At 33.2% G+C, this 18,544-nt stretch carries 17 protein-coding genes; 1 reads left to right on the plus strand and 16 read right to left on the minus strand.

From position 1 onward, the window contains the following. Position 1 precedes the first annotated feature (1 nt). From ACSHZO_RS12125 to ACSHZO_RS12170, 10 genes are all read right to left on the minus strand, one after another. The gene (locus tag ACSHZO_RS12125) at positions 2 to 610 is read right to left on the minus strand and encodes an acetyltransferase (RefSeq protein WP_298247450.1); all 609 of its coding nucleotides are present in this window, start codon (positions 608 to 610) and stop codon (positions 2 to 4) included. Then, the gene (locus ACSHZO_RS12130; protein WP_298247451.1) at positions 610 to 1,215 is read right to left on the minus strand and encodes a sugar transferase; all 606 of its coding nucleotides are present in this window, start codon (positions 1,213 to 1,215) and stop codon (positions 610 to 612) included. The genes ACSHZO_RS12125 and ACSHZO_RS12130 overlap by 1 nt, the downstream gene beginning before the upstream one ends. Positions 1,216 to 1,252: 37 nt before the next feature. Continuing rightward, complete coding sequence (locus ACSHZO_RS12135) at positions 1,253 to 2,416, minus strand: glycosyltransferase family 4 protein (RefSeq protein ID WP_298247452.1); 1,164 nt, start codon at positions 2,414 to 2,416, stop codon at positions 1,253 to 1,255. 1 nt (position 2,417) lies between these two features. Next, positions 2,418 to 4,319: an asparagine synthase (glutamine-hydrolyzing) gene (asnB, locus tag ACSHZO_RS12140; RefSeq protein ID WP_298247453.1), complete on the minus strand. Its 1,902-nt coding sequence runs from the start codon at positions 4,317 to 4,319 to the stop codon at positions 2,418 to 2,420. Positions 4,320 to 4,379: 60 nt separating this feature from the next. Beyond that, positions 4,380 to 5,345 carry a polysaccharide deacetylase family protein gene (locus ACSHZO_RS12145; protein ID WP_298247454.1) on the minus strand — a complete coding sequence of 322 codons (966 nt, stop codon included), beginning with the start codon at positions 5,343 to 5,345 and terminating at the stop codon, positions 4,380 to 4,382. A gap of 18 nt (positions 5,346 to 5,363) precedes the next feature. Beyond that, entirely contained in the window at positions 5,364 to 6,260 is an 897-nt protein-coding gene (locus ACSHZO_RS12150; protein WP_298247455.1) for a hypothetical protein, read from the minus strand. A 307-nt stretch (positions 6,261 to 6,567) separates the two neighbouring features. Further along, a complete protein-coding gene (locus ACSHZO_RS12155) occupies positions 6,568 to 7,518 on the minus strand; it encodes a GNAT family N-acetyltransferase (protein ID WP_298247456.1) in 951 nt (316 codons plus the stop codon). After that, positions 7,515 to 8,627 carry a glycosyltransferase gene (locus ACSHZO_RS12160; protein ID WP_298247457.1) on the minus strand — a complete coding sequence of 371 codons (1,113 nt, stop codon included), beginning with the start codon at positions 8,625 to 8,627 and terminating at the stop codon, positions 7,515 to 7,517. The genes ACSHZO_RS12155 and ACSHZO_RS12160 overlap by 4 nt, the downstream gene beginning before the upstream one ends. A gap of 76 nt (positions 8,628 to 8,703) precedes the next feature. Next, positions 8,704 to 9,846, minus strand: coding sequence for a hypothetical protein (locus ACSHZO_RS12165; RefSeq protein ID WP_298247458.1), 1,143 nt, complete (start codon positions 9,844 to 9,846; stop codon positions 8,704 to 8,706). A gap of 44 nt (positions 9,847 to 9,890) precedes the next feature. Next, positions 9,891 to 10,970 carry a glycosyltransferase gene (locus tag ACSHZO_RS12170; RefSeq protein WP_298247459.1) on the minus strand — a complete coding sequence of 360 codons (1,080 nt, stop codon included), beginning with the start codon at positions 10,968 to 10,970 and terminating at the stop codon, positions 9,891 to 9,893. Between the two features lie 259 nt (positions 10,971 to 11,229). Between ACSHZO_RS12170 and ACSHZO_RS12175 the strand changes: the two genes are divergently transcribed. Then, positions 11,230 to 11,709 carry an acyltransferase gene (locus ACSHZO_RS12175; protein WP_435067180.1) on the plus strand — a complete coding sequence of 160 codons (480 nt, stop codon included), beginning with the start codon at positions 11,230 to 11,232 and terminating at the stop codon, positions 11,707 to 11,709. Positions 11,710 to 11,902: 193 nt separating this feature from the next. On the opposite strand, the gene ACSHZO_RS12180 is transcribed toward ACSHZO_RS12175, so the two are convergent. From ACSHZO_RS12180 to ACSHZO_RS12205, 6 genes are all read right to left on the minus strand, one after another. After that, complete coding sequence (locus tag ACSHZO_RS12180) at positions 11,903 to 13,018, minus strand: glycosyltransferase family 4 protein (RefSeq protein ID WP_298247461.1); 1,116 nt, start codon at positions 13,016 to 13,018, stop codon at positions 11,903 to 11,905. After that, positions 13,018 to 13,890, minus strand: a complete 873-nt coding sequence (locus tag ACSHZO_RS12185; protein WP_298247462.1) for a polysaccharide deacetylase family protein — start codon at positions 13,888 to 13,890, stop codon at positions 13,018 to 13,020. Before ACSHZO_RS12185 ends, ACSHZO_RS12180 begins: the two co-directional genes overlap by 1 nt. 61 nt (positions 13,891 to 13,951) lie before the next feature. Continuing rightward, positions 13,952 to 14,851, minus strand: coding sequence for a glycosyltransferase family 2 protein (locus tag ACSHZO_RS12190; protein WP_435067183.1), 900 nt, complete (start codon positions 14,849 to 14,851; stop codon positions 13,952 to 13,954). Between the two features lie 461 nt (positions 14,852 to 15,312). Continuing rightward, positions 15,313 to 16,731: a lipopolysaccharide biosynthesis protein gene (locus tag ACSHZO_RS12195; RefSeq protein WP_298247464.1), complete on the minus strand. Its 1,419-nt coding sequence runs from the start codon at positions 16,729 to 16,731 to the stop codon at positions 15,313 to 15,315. An 11-nt stretch (positions 16,732 to 16,742) separates the two neighbouring features. Next, positions 16,743 to 17,690, minus strand: a complete 948-nt coding sequence (locus ACSHZO_RS12200; protein ID WP_298247465.1) for a glycosyltransferase family 2 protein — start codon at positions 17,688 to 17,690, stop codon at positions 16,743 to 16,745. A gap of 11 nt (positions 17,691 to 17,701) precedes the next feature. Then, complete coding sequence (locus ACSHZO_RS12205; protein ID WP_298247466.1) at positions 17,702 to 18,544, minus strand: NAD-dependent epimerase/dehydratase family protein; 843 nt, start codon at positions 18,542 to 18,544, stop codon at positions 17,702 to 17,704.

Raw genomic sequence — 18,544 nt, forward strand, 5'->3', positions numbered from 1 at the left:
ATTAATTCTTATTGTATTTAATTATTCGGCCTGGATTCCCAACAACCACAGCGTAATCTGGAATATCTTTCAATACAACAGCACCAGCACCAATAGTAACCCACTTGCCAATACTTATTCCTGGGATGATTGAAGCTCCAGCTCCAATGTGGGAGCCTTCTCCAATACTCACTGCTCCAGTTACAATTGCACCTGGAGAAACATGTGCAAATTTAGCGATGCTTACATCATGTTCAATGATAGCATTCGAATTAATAATGCTGTTTTCGCCTACATTCGCTGAGTGACTAATAACAGCTCCAGCCATAACAACAGATCCTTTTAACACAATCGCGGCTTTTGAAACAGTTGCAGTTTTGTGAATCAATGCCTGATGCAGTTTTATTTTATATTTTAAACAAATATGCTTCCGGATCTTGTTATCTCCAATGGCCACAATTGTATCGATCTTCTGAAGTATATTTCTGTCAACTGTATGATTGATTTCAAAACCAGCTAAATCGAAAATTTCAGAATTATCATCTAATATATAATCCACGGTATCACCAGTTCCGGAATTGATAATATCCAGAATAACTTTTGCATGTCCGCTTGCACCAAATAAGATCATTAATTATTACCGTTAAAAGGTTCTGTGGTAGCCATGTTATCTGCATTTATGCCTTCAGAAATAACAACTTTTTTAATAGTTTTAAATAATATTTGGATATCTAGAACAAATGACTGCTTTTCTACGTACCAAACATCATATTCAAATTTCTTAAGCCAGCTTATTGCATTCCTACCATTTACTTGCGCCCAGCCGGTAATCCCCGGTTTCACCTCATGCCGTTTTAATTGTTCAGCATTATATAGCTCCAGATACTGAGGAAGTAATGGTCTTGGACCGACAATACTCATATCACCTTTCAGAACATTGAACAACTGTGGTATTTCATCAATTGAAGTTTTTCGAACAAAGCTACCAATTTTCGTTAATCTTTCAGAATCCGGCAATAGATTCCCCGTTGGATCCTTTTCATCAGTCATGGTTTTAAACTTCACTATTCTGAAAATATTCCCATTTCTACCAGGTCTGGCCTGATAAAAAAATGGCTTGCCATTGTTTGCCCGATATAATAGTATAGTAACTACAATTAAGACCGGACTCAGAATCACCAGCGCTATAACAGCAGCTAAAAAATCAAAGATTGGTTTAATTAAATTTCTGTACATTCAGTCAATTAAGAATTACTTCAGCCGGGGCGCGAATTTAATCATGTTTGAGAGAGCTTTCTAACTCTTTGTATTCTTTTAACAGAATTTGCCAAAAGTACTCTCTTTCATATTTTTCTTGAATTATATGACGAGCATTTAATGTAAGTCGACTTCTCAATTCTATATCATCGACTAATTTTTTCATAGCAACCTGCAACGCTTCGACAGACTTTACGGGTATGATAATACCGTTCTCACCATCCTGAATAATTTCATTACAACCATTAATATCAGTAACGATTGCTGGTAAAGACATGGCACCTGCCTGTAAAACTACATTTGGAAAACCTTCTCGATACGATGGAAAAGTTAGAATATCAGCGATTGCTAAATATGGTCGCACATCCAGCTCGTAACCGGTGGTTACAATTTTCGGATTATTTTCAATCTCCTGAATAATTTCTTCTGAAATTGGGTCCAGATCCTGTTCAAATGGGCCAATTAATAATAAGCTACATTCCGGAGTATTAAATCTAAGTCTATTAAAAGCACGAACAAGTTCTTCTATGCCTTTCTCTTTTACCAGTCTCCCTACAAAAACAAAAACGATATCTTCCTGTGGAATACCTAAGGTTGACTTTAAGTCCGCTTTGAAGTTTTCAGAATACTGTTGGGGATCAAAATAAGTCGTATCTATCCCGTTTGAACTACCATTTCCCAACACCTTCAATTTAGATTCATTAGCATATTCTAAATCCAAAATAATACTCTTTAATTCAAATGAGTTTGGAAATACCTTATGAGCTAGTTTATAAGTAAGCTTTTCTACTGAATCTAAAATTTTTCTCTTCGTTCCACTTACCTCTAATAAGGGCAAACCAGCAACAGTATGTAACCTGATTGGAACACCTGCGAGCCAACCAGCTAACATACTAATTATACCAGCTTTAGGAGTATGACTATGAATAATTAGGGGTTTTTGTTTACGTAAAAAACTGGTGAGTTTAAATACAGCTTTAAGGTCGGCAATGGGAGTTATAGCTCGAGTTAATTCTACAGTATAGGTTTCTACATCATTGTCAACCCCATATTTCTCGAGTCTTTTTTCATCTGCGGCAACAGCTATTACATGATAATGCTGACTCATAAAGGTAAGCTGTCCTTCAAGAAGCTTTTCCAGAGATAAAGGAATGGTGGTAACGCGAACAATCTTTTGCATCTTATAGCGTCATATAAGTTTGTTTATACCATTTCTGAAAACAGAAGAATGCCCAAACTCTAAAAGTATTATCCTGTTTTCCTGTGATATGTTGTACTACTAGATTACGTACAAATTCCTTATCGAAAAGATTCTGTTTTTCCAAAAACTGATCCTCTATATAAGATTCCAATTCAGGTTTCAGATATCCTCTAAGCCAATCTCCTACTGGTACACCAAAACCCTTCTTTGATTTATTTAAAAAATCGTTCGGAAAATACTCCTTGAATGCTTCTTTCAATAAGTATTTTTTATTCCAACCCTTCATCAAGTAATCTTCAGGTAATTGACCGGTAAAATCCCAAAGCTTTTGATTTAAAAAAGGAGCCCGGGATTCCAAAGAAGTTAGCATACTAGTTCGATCTACTTTAACTAACATATCCCCCTCCAGGCTCAGAATTTTATCGATATTACGAAAGTCGGTCAGATCTTCAGCTTTATTATTAACGATGTTCTTATATGGCTTAAAGACTTCAGATTTCACCCATTCATCTTTCAGTAATCGTGATAAATCTTGCTGTTGGAAAGCGAGAGAAATTATATTATAATAAAAATCACCTTCATAATTAATCGCATTCATCAATTTACGCATTCTAAAACGAGTGCCGCGCTTATCGTCACTCGTACTTAGAACCTTATTTGCTACCGTTTTAAAACTATTATGAAAGGTTTTCGGCACTACCGATGAATACTTCTGGTTCATTTTGCCGATATAGTACTTATTATAACCACCAAAAATTTCGTCTCCGCCATCTCCGGTAAGGGCAACTTTTACATGCTGTCTGGTTTTGTTGGCTACTAAATAAGTAGGTAAGGAAGATGAATCGGCAAAAGGTTCATCAAAATTCAGTAATATATTATCCAGATTTCCTTTTAGGTCATTCGCTGAAATAATAAATTCATGATGATTGCTATCAATAAGATTTGCTACAGTTCTTGATTTATCAGTCTCATCAAAAGATTTTTTTTCAAATCCTACTGAAAAAGTATCGATCTTCGAATCACTATGCTTGGAAAGTGAGAGAGAAACTATAGACGAGTCCACGCCTCCTGAAAGAAAAGTACCTAATGGAACATCAGCAATCGACCTAGATGAAACACTATCATTAACCAGGTCATGCGTAATACTTTTTGCCTCATCAAAGCTAATAGTAGGATCAATTTTATTACTGAAATTTTGATTTATTTCCTTGACAAGAAAAGACTGATCCGTGCAATCAATCTCAAGATAGTGATTAGCTTCAAGTTTATTAATGTCTTTGTATATAGTATATGGTGCCGGAATATATGTAAGTTGGAAATATAAGTTTAAACCTTGTTTAGAAATTTCAGGTGTTTCATTTATTACTGAAACAATAGATTTAAGCTCGGAAGCCCATAATAAATTGTTTCCGTTTTTTGTATAATATAATGGCTTTTCACCAAAATAATCTCTTGCTATAAAGATCTTATTTTTCACATTATCATAAATGCTAAACACAAACATCCCATCTAGCATTCCAAATGCATCCTTTCCAAAATTTTCGTATAACTTAAGAATAACCTCAGTATCAGATGTAGTATTGAAAACTACTTCCTTCTTTATTAAAACCTCTTTAAGCTCGAGATAATTATAAATTTCACCATTGAAAACAATACAAATATTACCATCTTCAGAAAACATAGGTTGTTTACCAGTGCTGAGATCTATAATTGATAATCTCCTCATTGCAAAGCCAACAGAATAAATATTAGAATTATTTACAAAAAAACCGTCTTGATCAGGCCCCCTATGTATAATTTCCACATTCATTTTAGACAACTCCCTTCTGATATCTTCCGTTTCGTGTTTGCCTTTAAATAATAATCCGTTGATTCCGCACATATAAACAATTTTAAGCTTGCAAAGATAAATAAAGTAGAGCGTAGATAATCTTTTGTAAGACTAAATAATAGTTCTAGCTAATTCTAACATATTCAAAGAGCGAAATTCATATTTATCCTCTAAGAATTTATAATGTTTAATAATATGAGAAAGATCTATCAAACTTTCTACCGGTTTCTCCCCGAAGTTGTGTGGATGCCACCATAAATGATATACTTCATCACTTTTCGCTGCAATTGTCATTTCGCTTTTGATTCTATCCAATTTTAACTTTCTAAGTATGGCATTACCTTCCACAGGTCTCAAAAATCTACTCGCCTTTTGTTCTAATGGCAAATTTTCAAGTGCTACTAACTCTGAGATTGGATAAGATTTCTTACCCAAATTTATGTATGCATCTGCAGTTCTGGCGATTTTGGAACTTAAGTCGCTTTTACTAGTATTATTCCAATACCAACTTTTAGGATTTGAACGAACATTTTCAATACCAAGATCATAGCAAATTTTCAAATAATCCTTTCTAATTTGATTTCTAGGAAATACCAGAGACTTTAATTCTATGCCCATATCACGAGATACTGATATAGCTTTCTCAAGATCATCTCCAAAATCTTTTACTTCCTGAGTTTTTTCTAGACAATAATAATGTGAATACGTATGTGTAGCAATCTCTTGACCTTTTGATTGATTAATCATTTTAATAAGCTCAGGCGCAAAACATAGCTTGTTATATTTTGTTAATTCTATGGTCTCACCAAATTTGTATGAGGATAAATTAGAATTCTTATAATGGGGCAAATTCGATGGTTTGTTGTGCCTCCATTCTTGCCAATTTTTATTGAATAGCATTCCTACACTAGCCCAAGTAGCATGAATATTTTCCTGGACAAATAAATCTAACATCTTTGGAATTACAGTTCTTGTATTCAAAAAATATTCTAGCTTTTGATCAATACTCACGGTATCGAAAACGCCCCATATTAATTCAAAATCAAGCGAAATTACGAGGGCACCATTGTTTTTCATAAGATTTACATTCAGATTTTAAGATGATTGCGCCGTTTCTTTCATCCTGTCATTTCTGCGCTTCACCCATAGTAGTTTGACATACTTTTTCTCTGCTAGATAATAATATATAACATAAAAAATAAAATACATCACCATGGTCTTTTGCCTCATAATAATTCCAAGATTCGACATCACAAAGGTCATTGCAAACGATGTTGAAAAAAATATTACGAAGCTCATTTTTACCAAAGCCGGTGACTTCCTGATAAAATTCACAAAATCCTTTTTTATGATTTTAACAAACAATAAAAGGTAAACAAGATTTTCTACAGAAGTAATTAAACCTAATATGTTCGGAGCATCTAGAAAGAGAGGTCTAAACCAGAAAGTAAATAATTTCAAAGGCAATGGATAAGAAGACATATTTACTCCTGAACCTGCAGTCTGTAAATCCTTAGAGTTTTTCTCCGACGCCGCCTGAAAATCTTCAACCAAATTTTCAGAATCCTGAAGATTCATAACTCCAAGTATTTTATCCTGTAATAAAATTAAGGATCCAAACATTACAGCAAAAATCATGATTTTCTGCCAAAGTGCGATTTTCTCTTTACCACTCATAAATCCCAGAATTGCACCTACTGCCACAAACATGAAAACGTGAGGACGTATATAAAATATAATGGCCGAGCCAATAATCAATAAAAGAACTCTACTTTTCGGCTGAACAATAGCGTACATAAACATCATCAATCCCAGAAAAATGGCCGAACCTTTACCTAAAGATGCAGTCCAAAAGTGCATGTTCGGAAAAAATAATATCAAAGTCAAGAAGTCAAAACGCTTGAATACTTTGATCTTTATAGGTATTTTCTCTCTGAAAAATAAATATGCATATACAAATCCCAAATATCCAAACCATGAAAAAGTAAACATTATCATATCATAATTGAAACCGATATAATAAAACGGGTAAGATAAAAAGTTGATGAATAGTGTGTCTGTCCCGAATAAATCGAACCAGGAACCTGTATGAACAGAAATTTGTCTAAAGTAATTTATCGAATCTGACGGATTGTTATAAGCATACCACGTATAAACGCCGTAGAAAAGAATATGATAAAGATATAATAGATTCATTTTTTTCTCTGAAAAAAACGAATGTCTTTTTTTGAATGTGCTGAAAAAGACTTGATTTAAGCCGTAAAAAATGATGATCAAAAAAATGACAGCGAACATAGGCTTAAAATAATTCTAAATCACCAATACTACTATTCCAGTTAGAGATATCCACTAAATCATTAGACTCATCTAAATTTAAATTTAGTTTCCTAATTGTAAGTATTGGCCCGTAATTACCTAGAAGTGCTATTTTATTTAGCTTAAGTACATTAGGTGAATATGATATTATTTGCACTCCAAATTTGTTACTATAGTATTTTATTAGTTTTGAAAGAGCATTCACTCCCTTCTTTTCATCTGCGAATATGCACTCTGCGATTCTCAATTCGCTAATTTTACCACGCTTTTTAACATACAATGCTACGTATAAACTCTCGGTAGCAACAACTTCATATTTTCGAAGTGGATTATCTTCATATCTCCATTTAAGAAAGCTGCTGGATTTGGGTGTGAAGGTTTTTCCCTGTTTAGATAATCGTTCATTCCATGAGGCACACAATTGATCGAGTTTATCTGAGGTAACGTTTAAGTTTAATTGATAGACAAATGAATCTTCAAATATTCTCCAAAAAGAATTCCAGGCTGGTATGATTGCAATATTAACCTTATTAACTATAACCCATCCCATCTTTAAATAACCTGGTCTACTGTTTTCATTCGGGGTATTAAAAACAAATGAATATCCACTTTGCTGAGCTATTTCAATTGCCTTTAAAGTGAGTTTTTTGAAAATACCTTTACCTTGATGATTCGGATGTGTTGCAGTATCTACTGCTCGAAAACAATTATAAACTTTATTATCCATCATCCAGTTCCAACGCATAAAAGCTCTAACCCCAATAATCCTATCTTCCTCTTCCGCAACAAGGACCAAAGATGCTCCAAAGGGATTATTAACATGTTTGAAGTTCCAAATTTCCGGTGATAGCTCCAAGTCTACAGTTCCAAGACTCGCGATTAACACTTCCACTATTTCGTTTACATCACTAGTTGTAGCTTCTCTGATTATCATACTTCCGCATATTCTTTATAACAGACTTCCAGTGATTCTACCATAGTTTGTAAACTAAATGAGTTTTGAACTCTAAGGCGGGCATTCTTCTGCAAATCAATTAGTTTAATTTCATCATCTATTAAGATCGAAACATTCCTTGCCAACGTTTCTGCATCATTTACTTTACTTAAAAGACCTTCACTATCTTTCGTAACAACCTCCCTTACACCACCTGCTGCTGTTGCTACGATAGCACACTCCATACTCATTGCCTCCAATAAGGCTATAGGTAAACCTTCGAAATTGGAACTCATCATGAATATATCCATCGCTGAGAAATAGGCTATTGTATCTGTTTGAAGACCTGGTAATAAAATTCTATTTTCTAAACCTAACCTTTCGATTTTTTGTTTCAGGAACTGCTCTTCGGGACCTGCACCAACGAGTAATCCATAAACCTCATATTTTTTGGCTATTATGGAAAAAGCTTCAATCCAAAGATCAAGGTTTTTTTGTTTTCTAAAAACTGCAATATTTCCAATGACAGTTGCATTTTCTGGAATATTGAATTCAGTTTTAATTTTTTTACCAAAATCTGCATTTTTAATAAATTTCTCAGTATTTACTCCATTAAGTAATGTCTTTACCGGTATTCTAGGCTTAATGTTTTTAGCTATAGAATCACTCACGTCCTTGGAAACACCGAGAGCTAAGTTTTGGGAATTGAAGGTGAACTTATTTAGCAGCCTTGTAGCTATATGATATCTTTCCTGGATATTATGCTCCGTATAGATTACAGGAATTCCAGCCTTTGCAAAAACTGATCTCGCAAGAAATCCGGACCAGGGAAGATGGCTATGTATTATATTAATCTGTTCTTTTTTACAATATTCAATCACATTATTCACCTTCAGCATCATTTCTATGTTATTTTTTGCTGAATAACACATAACAGTACCATGGTTATCCTCTATAACCGATACCATTTGATTTTTCCATGGAAGAAAATAGATATAATGGAATTCAAAATTTCCATGATCATGGAGTTTTAAAGTTTCCGGAAGAAGCATCTCTGCTCCACCTCTACCTAACGACTTAATAATGTGAAGAACCTTAATTTTACCCATCTAATATATATTAGAGCAAAATTAAGTTAATTGTAGGAGCAAGCAATAATTTAGGAGAACTTTAAAAGTGAATCCATTAGTTTCTATCACCCATTATGCGATTTTTTATTTTTGAGCTTGCAATTTCCCAGTAATTGATAGCATTCCTATTTTTTAATAACTGATAAATATGAGCATTAATTTGATCCTTTTTTCTAGTCTTTATAATATGTGAAACGTAACTATGTTTTAGTCGCTTATATTTCTCAATATTGAAAACTGGCGTATAAAGGTGCAATTTTCCTAAAAGGTCTAATGTTAAAGCTGTACGTAAACATTTATTACACTGGGAACAATTTATGCCATCCCTATAACTTTTGCTACTAGTACAGACGTCCAGGTAGTTGTAGGTTTCTGGAAATTCAGAAATTAAATCTGTTCTTTCCACTCTTGTTAATTGAGCAACTGCTGAATGAAAAGAAGTGGATTCCGTAGATAGCATATTCAGAATTAAAGAATCATAATCCTGAGTATCGTAAGAATGTAGTTTATAATAATCAAATCTATTTTTGGAAGCGATATAATAATTCTTAAATAATTTTTGAAATATCAAAACGCAAGAAACGTTCCTCAAGGTATTCGTAGCCTGAAATTTCATATCTAGCATCTCACTTAAATTACTATCAATTTTTATGAGATCTTTTCCAATAGAGTCTGCGAACTTCTTTGATTTTTCAAATCTATCCTGAAATAGCTTATCAGTCTTCTCACCAGAATTACCATGACTTCCAGCATTGAAAAAAGCAAAATATTCTATTTTATAAGACTTACTCTCAGAAATATGATCGAAATAAGTTGCGAAAGAATCCACACCACATGACAGACCTGTACCAGCAGTTCGTTGTATATTCAGATCAACTTCAATTAAATTTTGAGGAAAAATTTCTATAGCAATATACTTAGGATTAGCTAAACATAAAGCTGGTATCACATAATGACTGAGATTGTAAAATAATTTTGCAGAAACGTCTCCTTTTAAAGTTATATCCTCACCTTTTTTTAAAGCCAGAAAAAGGATTCCAACTAAAAACGCATCAACAGTTTCTGTAACTAAAAATTTCTCATATTGTCTGGGAACTAAATAACGTAGGCTCTTCGTCTCTCCATTAATAAGAATATTACTGGATAAAATTGAGACATCTTCATCTGTTATTATTTTAGGAGAATTAATGTAAATCAATAGTAATGTTTTTGTTTTTGGATTTAACACTCCACTACCCAGGTCTAAGTCTTCCCAATAATAGTGTCATAGGATTGTAAAAACTTTTTAGCTATATTTTCATTCATAAAATTGCTAGTGACCATATCATAGGCCACACTAACTTTCTGCTTTGGAAAAGCTTCTAAAACTTTTACAATGGCGTTTTTGAATTCTTCTACATCATCTTTGCTAACAAGAAAACCAGTCTTTGAATTAACGATTTCTGATATACCTCCAACGTTATAAGCCACGACAGGAGTTTTACAAAACATCGCTTCAAGAATAACTCCTGGCAACCCTTCTATTTTGCTTGGTAGAACAAGTACGTTTGCTCCAGATACATAGTTTAATGGGTTATCTATAAAACCATGGAAATTTACAAACTTTTCCAACCTTGCATTTCCAACCATAGTTTCTATGGATGATCTTAGAGGTCCATCGCCTATGAGGTGTAAGTATGTGTTTGGATTATTTCTATGCAAACCTTCAAATATCTCAATTAAGGCTTCATGGTTTTTTTCAAAAGTAAACCCACCAACGTGTATAATGTGGAAAGCTTCCTTCGGCTCGAAGTATACTTTCTTAATGCTGGTATTATTTTGTAATCCAATTGGAATTACAACAGTTCTTTCTTTCAAATATGGAAAGCGACTTATTATATCTTTCTTAGAAGCATTAGAGACAGATATTATGTAATCTGTTCTTTTAAAGAGAAATGAGTTATAATTCTTTTGAAGATTTGAGTTCAAATATCTTCCAATCTCACTTGCATTTCTAAAGACTATCGGCACTTTCCAAAAGAAAAAAAACTTTGAAAAAATAGCGTACTTCAGAGTATCTCCTGCATTTGCCTGAATTACATCCGGATCGAATTTTTTAATAATTCTAGAAAGTCTGTACCAAGCTTTAATATCATAAAACCTACTGTTAAAGGAACCACTTAAAGTTTCGATCTTAGATATTGTTTTAAGGGAATCATTCCCAGTATAAACTGAAACGATTTTAACTTCGTGACCATACCTTTGTTGGATTTCACTTAACTGTACAGCAAAAATTTCAGCACCTCTTCTCTGGTTAGTATGAATTAGATGGAGAATCTTCATTTAATAAATGAAATTAGTTTTATGACTTGTTTGAACAAGCGAATATTTATTAGCAAATTCTTATATACTTGCAAATTTAGAATGAATATTTGAATACTTTATCTAATGTTCTGAAAAATCTTAGGTACTCATTAATTGTTCGATATATTAAACTGATTTGTCATTTGAATTGAGGGCGATTAATTAGATTTGCTAAAAATATAGCCTCTATCCCATGTTGAGAAAGATTTTTAAAATACCTCGATTTATCTATTTAAAAATGGATATCATTATTAAATTCTTTTTGTTTAAAATTTCTAAGAATTGGGTGATATTGAACAGAATTAGCCCAGACTTAAGGCCGTTTTTATGGAAATTAACCGGCGCGAAAGTAGGTAAGGGTGTTGGGATTGGATACGACGTTTATTACGACGTTCATAATGCCAACCTTATCAACATTGAAGACGATGCATGGGTGGCTGCTAGATGTTTAATTCTTTGCCACAAAAGGGATCTGGGCAGTTACTATAAACATGACAGATACAACGATTTAGGTTATCACAAGCTTCCGGTTACTATTAAAAAGGGTTCTGTGGTAGGAATGGGTAGTATAATCATGCCAGGCGTTACCATTGGAGAAGGTGCTATTGTAGGTGCTGGTTCCTTAGTGATTAAAGATGTTCCAGCTTGGTCTATAGCAGTTGGAAATCCTGCTAAAGTCGTGAAGTACTTAGAAGAAAGGAAAGTTCCTACAGCATAATGTAATACAAGGGTAATCAATGAATTCCTCCATGATTATTACATACATCTATTACATACATCATATTTATTCCAAGCTAGATAGCACAATTATAATTTCTGATTAGTAACATTTATCAGAAATCCATATTTTGCCTAAATTGGTATTTACGAGAGCTATTTTAAATATTACAAAATAATTGATATACTTCATGTCAAACTAAGCGCTTATATAAGTCTAGCATTTTTTTATTGTTAGCTTCCTCTTGAAATTTCTCATTGTAATGCAATAGACTTTTAATGCCATAGCTTTTTCTTAATTCAGCATTCTCTATAAGCTCTCCTATTGCATCTACTATTGTCTCTGTGTCACGTGAGTTAAATAGATTCGCATTTTTATTCTTTCGGACAACTTCCTGAAAGACCGGAATATCGTTGCATGCTATAGGCAGACCTGCAGATTGGGCTTCTATTAGTGCTCCACCCAAACCTTCATAAAGTGAAGGAAAAACAAAAATATCAGAATTCAGTAGCAATTCAGGAATGTTATTATGGTACCCCATAAGTAGTACCACTTCCTCCAAACTATTTTCCTTTATATAATTCTTCAATTCTGAAGTCACACTTCCGTCCCTCCCGTATATACGAATTATAAAAGAGAGACCATGATCTTTAAGCTTCTTAGCTGCCTTTAGCAGGAATATTTGCCCTTTCTGAAACTCATGCCTCCCTACGTTGATTATTTGAACAACTTCACTGTTTGGTCTAACTGGTCTGTCTTCATAGTCGTCAAGTATAGGCTTTCTTCCTCTAGGTATAATAGTTATTTTTTCGCTGTCATAACCTACCTTCTCCACGTAATGGCTCTTAACCGCATTGGTAATACTATGAAAATGATCTACACCCCATTTACTGGAATACGTATCTAATTTCTTATAGAATTTCAATACTGTTTGATTCACTTTGGCGTCTGAGAAGCGTTCCTTCGAATAAGTAGTGTTTACAAGACTTTCGAGATGAACAAATTTGGTTTTTAGCTTAGCAAATCTTGTTCTAATATTTGATCGAAATAGAATGCTGTGTACCAGATCAAAATTTCCAGAAGTGATAATTTTTGCTATTTGAGAGGTTTGAGATAAAAAGCTCCCATTTTTTAAAAATTTTATATTGTAACCTTTGTTTTGCATTTTTTGCTGAACCCCAATTTCTCTATGATCAAGACACAAAATTTCAAAATTTACGTTATTCTCAAAAAGATAATCTGCCATTACTTCTGTGGAACGTTCTGCTCCGCCAGAACCCAAACTGTCTATAATAATTAAAATTTTCATTAAGAGTTCTTTCTAAAATTATGGTATATGTATGAATGAAATCCAGAAACCTTCACCTTAAATTCCTTTAAATTAGTATTACTATCTACTCTAATCCTGGATATTCTTAGCGGATCAACTTTACGCTTATTTATTTTATGATCGAATAGAAACGCCATCTTTATTCCGCTATTAACCAACTCCTGCTCTGAAGAATTATCATAGTTCCCATTAGGATAAGCAAAAACGTTATAATGAAAACCTAGATCTTTGAGACAACTAATGGAGGTCTGTAACTCATCTTTTATCTCTTCTGTTTCACATTGATCAAACATAGGATGTGTTGAAGAATGATTCCCAATCTCCATACCACTTTTATTTAAATCATTAAGTTGCGAAGAACTTAATTGCTCAGCATTTAGGGGAGCTTTAGGTGATTCTAAAATTAGCTTTTCGATATATGTAATTCGTTGTTTATTAGACCAATGCTTAACTTCCCACGATTTTGACTCACCCTTTTCACCATCTATGTGATGACGTATTTGATCCCACCAGAACGGTTTGGTTGTATTAATGAGGCTTGTAATGACGAAAAGAATTGAAGGGATATTGTACTTCGTAAATAAAGATAAACCATTATTATAAACAGAAATATCTCCATCATCAAAAGTTATTAAGAGAGGTTTTGAAGGCAGCTTCTTGTTTTTAAATAGATGTCCCTCTAAGATATCGAGATCAATAATATTAAAGTTCTCTTTTAAATATTTTATCTGTTTCTCAAATTCTGAAGAATCATTAATAGTATGATATGCCAAAACTCTAAGATTATTAGAGTAGATCTTGGAGTAAATCTTTTGAAAATAATTTAGAGTATCATATAACCGCTGTCGCATCAATTTGTAAAATATAAGTACTATTAATTTTATTTTTTTATATAAAATGATAATGCCTCCACTATTTAAGGTATTTCATATAAAATAATTTAATATATTTTAAACGAAATGTATAAATCATAGTTTTGAAAATTCTAATTTCAATTTTATCCTTTTTACCAGAAAAATCTTTAAGAGCTGAATTTAAAAAATCTATTGCATTTTTTATTGAATGATGATGCGCTTTGATAACTGATGCATCTTTGACAAAACTCTTATGCGCTTCAGGTTCTTGAGTAAGCCAGGTTTTGTATTTAGAGTATTGTTCATCTAGTGCTGAAAGGACATTCGAAGAATTGTAAACCCTGGCGTTAGAATGATGATTAACTTTTACCAAATACTCAGGAACAAATTGAAAATTGAAATTTTTACAAATTCTCAGTAAAAAATCCCAATCCTGCATGGCAGGCATCTTTGGATCAAAAAGTATTCCTTCGGCTTTTAAGACATTACTTCTAACCATCAAAAATGGAGTTCCTGCCCCAATTTTACTTTCTTTAGATAATAATGCGAAATAGTAATTTTTTTTGTATTCAGGCATACGACGATTATACTCTAAGTTATCACGAAAATCTACAGCACCACAGGATACCACCCCTAAGTTCTGATCATCACTTTTTTTAAATATTTCTATTTGTTTTTCAACTTTCTCTGGATAATATTCATCGTCTGAATCCAGGAAAGTTATAAATTTTCCTTTAGCGAGATCTATACCTTTGTTTCTAGCAGCACATGCTCCAGAATTGGACTGCAACCGATGAAAAATTATTCGCTCGTCCTCTTTCTGTAACTCTCGTACAACTTGAACTGTATTGTCAGTTGAGCAGTCATCAACTATAATGAGTTCCCATACATTGTAAGATTGCTTTAAAACGCTCTGGATTGCGAATTTTAAACTATCCTCCCTATTATAAGTAGGCATTACTATAGATACCAATGGCTTGTTTAACATGTGTAGTTGATCAGGAATAATCTTGAGGTTTTCAATATTTAACTATGACAGAGTACGGTTGCAATAGAAAAAAGCTTTCGCGCGACAAATTTAGGGTTTCCATGATAAACAGATAAAAACTAAGTAGACAAAATAATAAGAATTCTATACTTATCTATGACCTCAACTAAACGCAATAAATTATTTCGTAATAGATTATCAAAATATCGCCCTACAGGCTTTTAGCTATTCTGAACTATTGCAAAGGTATAAAATACAGAAGTCTGCTTTATGATTAAACTTATGAAAGTCTCCAAATTATCCCTAACACATATCAAATGATCAACGCCAAATTTATATATAAATTTACAATTATTGATAAATTGGAAAGTATGAAATCATAAAAGACTATAAGACTATTTCACAATTGTAAAGTAGAAAATATATCCTATCTAATTTCTTCTAATAATTTTTAGTAACATTCTGCGATTATCTCTAGAAATAATTGAGAATCCAACAGTTATTAAACCAAACACTAAAACCTTTAGAATTAAACTCCAGATAGGATTATCTAGTGACATTATAGAAATTGCGGAGAATATTGCAAAAGCTACTACCAAAGAAATGAGTGGAAGTAAAAAAGATTGTAAAAATTTTAGGTATGATTGTCTCAGAGCTTTTTTGATTAACATGTAAAACCCGGCCAGAAAGTTTATGGTAAATGCAACGAGAAGTCCTAATCCAACAGATTCCAGACTTTTACCAATAAAGACACCATATAAAATTCCTGCAACCATAAATATGGAACTAAGTAAGCCGGAAAGAAATAACAGATCTGTTCTATTTGTAGCCTGAAAAATTGCACCTGTAGAAGATAAACACATCTGCAGACCTACCGTTAGAGCCAGAATCTTAAATACCGGGATGCTTTTATCCCATTGTGGACCAAACATGATAAGAATCAACTCCGGAGCAGCAAAATATAAAAATACAGATAATGGAAAACCAATAAGAGCTAAAATTTTGACAACATTCAAATAGGATGAGTAGATAAATTTTAAGTCATCCTGGTGCTTTGCTAATACTGGATGTAGAACCGGGGTTATAACATGAGTTAGATTCGCTACCGGCAATTGCATTAACGTATATGACTTGTTATAAAAACCAAGTGATGCATTACCCAGATATTTTCCTATGAAAATATTATCGAGATTTCTAGAAAAATAGTTGATGAAATTAAAAGCAAACTGGTAACTGGAAAAAGCAGCAATACTTTTAAGCGGTTTAGCGCTAATTCGAATGATTGGTAGTACCGGATATAATAGATAAAACACTAAAAACAATAAGAAACCTGAAAGTATATTTTGCACTACAATTGCATAATAGCTGTAATCTGCATAAGCCATCCATATCGCGACGATGCCCGTTACAAATTGTACTATGACGGTTACCACACCCATTTGTTTGAAGCGCAATTTTTTCCTATTCAAAGCTTTAGGTACAATACTTAGAATATTGAAAAAAATGCTTAAGGATAGTAATCTTACTATAAGAACAAGTTCCGGTTCTTCATAAAAATTCGAAATCACTTCTGCTAGTGCAAAAAAAACTGCAGCAAGCAACAAGGCCATTAGGGCTGAAAAGCTAAAGATAGATCGCAGATCAAGGTTGGAAAGCTCCTTACTCTGAACAATGGCTGGGCCTACCCCTAAAGTTCCCAGCAAATTAAAAAACCCAATAAATACTGTAACAAGTGCCACGATACCAAACTCGGCAGGTGTGAGTAATCGTGAAAGAATTGCAGTGATGCCAATAGTGATAAGAACCCCGGAATATTTTGATGCTGCTGTATACAGTATGCCTTTTAGCATTGAATCTCTAATTAAGACTTAAGTAATTTATAAAGTTTCTTTTTTGCTGCAATTTTTAAAACCAGAAGTGGAAATGCAATTTTAAACAAGTAAGTAGAGTTTTTCGAAAACCACATATTTTTGAAAGTTATAAGAAATTCCTTATCACCAACTTTCTTATACTTCCAGAGCCTCCAGGGTTGACTTTCAATGACCTTCAGTTGCAGTTTTGTAATTTGCCACGAACTTAATGGCAGATTGATATAGTTATCAAATAAGTCATTTATCAATCCATCCTCTCCGTAGTTCCAATCTTTGTTTTTTTGACCTGGGTTTGTAACTCTGACTGGGAATTTGGTGTAATGAAATGTATTACCTTTCAGACAGGAATATGCAGTAAAAAAAACAAAAATATAAAGATTACTAAATCTAAATTTTTTAACGGCATCATAAATTCCATTTCTCTTAAGAACCAATCCGCTTAGTTGATGACCTCTCCATCCATTTTCTAAACAATTTTCATAACCTGCATCCCAGTAACTATTCTGCAACTCAAAATCTCTTCCATTTTTAACGAATTCATCATGGATATTAACTTCTATTAAGCTTGGTAAGACAACATGAGTAGATTTATTATTCTCTATATGAGTAATTACACCATTAAGGTAGTTTTCATCGATATAGTCATCATCACCCAAATACATGACATATTCAAAATTAGCATTTTTAAGGACTTCTAATGCATTTTTTAGTAAGCCAATATTAGATGATTGATGAATAGGTAGAATCGACAATGTCGGGTTATCTTTAAAAAAGTTTCCGATTATTTCACTTGTATCATCACTTGAAAAATTATTAGATACAACTATTTCCACCTTGCTCTCTAAATCGTTATCTAAAATATAGGATTTGAGCATGGTTAAGTTTTTATTCAAAAAAACTGAACGGTTGTAAGTTGGAATTAATATACTTAAGAGCATAATTTAAAATTTTAATCGGATCCTATTTCAGGAACATACCTCATGATTTCTCCTTTCCTGTAAGGCAAATCACCAATTTTAAGTTGTCCTTCTGCTTTCCATTTATGCCACCAAAATTTAGTAAAGTTCAAAATGGTTTGAGGTTTTCCACTTCCGACGTTAAAAATTTTAAAATAAGAGTTCTCAAAATTTTCGATTTTACACATCTCAAGAAAGTTATCAATTACGTCTAGAACATGAATAAAGTCTCTTACTTGTTCACCTTCCGTCATAGGAAAATCACTACCACTTTTTGCTGCTAACTTTAGCGAAGGCCACAACCTAGTTTTAAACTCGCCTTCCCCGAATACTTGAAACAGCCTATGGACTGATAAACAGACTTGGTTATCTATTGCGAACTGTTTGAATGCCAATGTCGCCATTGCTTTTGATGTGCTATAACTCGAAGTTGGTTCTAAAGGGGCATTGGTAGGTATGTATTCGTATCTCTCTCCAGACGTACCATATTCAAAACAGCTACCTGCAACTACAAATCTCGATACACCCGCATTCTTTGCAACTTTGAACAAAGCAAGAGGATGATTAACGTTGTATTTTAAACAATTTTCTAAAGTGTCAAAGGGATATATTACCGAGTGGGCAGCTAAATGTACCAAAACGTCGACTCCACTAAAATCTAATTCCTCCACCTCCAGTATATCCTTAAACAACCATTGAGGCTCTATATCTAAACAAATTTTTGGTTTGGAATTAAGCGACCTTCTTAAGGCTATGACTTCATGGCCAACCTCCAATGCAGATTTTATAAAATGAGACCCTATAAATCCTGTTCCTCCTGTTAAAAATATAACCAT

The organism is Christiangramia sp. 3-2217-3z, assembly GCF_051195275.1.
In the GTDB taxonomy this organism is placed as follows: Bacteria; Bacteroidota; Bacteroidia; order Flavobacteriales; family Flavobacteriaceae; genus Christiangramia; species Christiangramia marina.

Coding starts and splice junctions, on each gene's coding strand:
- ACSHZO_RS12175 (WP_435067180.1), top strand. CDS start 11,230: ATGGATATCATTATTAAATTCTTTTTGTTTAAAATTTCTAAGAATTGG.
- ACSHZO_RS12205 (WP_298247466.1), bottom strand. CDS start 18,544: ATGGTTATATTTTTAACAGGAGGAACAGGATTTATAGGGTCTCATTTT.
- ACSHZO_RS12130 (WP_298247451.1), bottom strand. CDS start 1,215: ATGTACAGAAATTTAATTAAACCAATCTTTGATTTTTTAGCTGCTGTT.
- ACSHZO_RS12125 (WP_298247450.1), bottom strand. CDS start 610: ATGATCTTATTTGGTGCAAGCGGACATGCAAAAGTTATTCTGGATATT.
- ACSHZO_RS12200 (WP_298247465.1), bottom strand. CDS start 17,690: ATGCTCTTAAGTATATTAATTCCAACTTACAACCGTTCAGTTTTTTTG.
- ACSHZO_RS12150 (WP_298247455.1), bottom strand. CDS start 6,260: ATGTTTACTTTTTCATGGTTTGGATATTTGGGATTTGTATATGCATAT.
- ACSHZO_RS12160 (WP_298247457.1), bottom strand. CDS start 8,627: ATGGGTAAAATTAAGGTTCTTCACATTATTAAGTCGTTAGGTAGAGGT.
- ACSHZO_RS12145 (WP_298247454.1), bottom strand. CDS start 5,345: ATGAAAAACAATGGTGCCCTCGTAATTTCGCTTGATTTTGAATTAATA.
- ACSHZO_RS12185 (WP_298247462.1), bottom strand. CDS start 13,890: ATGCGACAGCGGTTATATGATACTCTAAATTATTTTCAAAAGATTTAC.
- ACSHZO_RS12170 (WP_298247459.1), bottom strand. CDS start 10,970: ATGAAGATTCTCCATCTAATTCATACTAACCAGAGAAGAGGTGCTGAA.
- ACSHZO_RS12190 (WP_435067183.1), bottom strand. CDS start 14,851: ATGCCTACTTATAATAGGGAGGATAGTTTAAAATTCGCAATCCAGAGC.
- ACSHZO_RS12155 (WP_298247456.1), bottom strand. CDS start 7,518: ATGATAATCAGAGAAGCTACAACTAGTGATGTAAACGAAATAGTGGAA.
- ACSHZO_RS12135 (WP_298247452.1), bottom strand. CDS start 2,416: ATGCAAAAGATTGTTCGCGTTACCACCATTCCTTTATCTCTGGAAAAG.
- asnB (WP_298247453.1), bottom strand. CDS start 4,319: ATGTGCGGAATCAACGGATTATTATTTAAAGGCAAACACGAAACGGAA.
- ACSHZO_RS12195 (WP_298247464.1), bottom strand. CDS start 16,731: ATGCTAAAAGGCATACTGTATACAGCAGCATCAAAATATTCCGGGGTT.
- ACSHZO_RS12180 (WP_298247461.1), bottom strand. CDS start 13,018: ATGAAAATTTTAATTATTATAGACAGTTTGGGTTCTGGCGGAGCAGAA.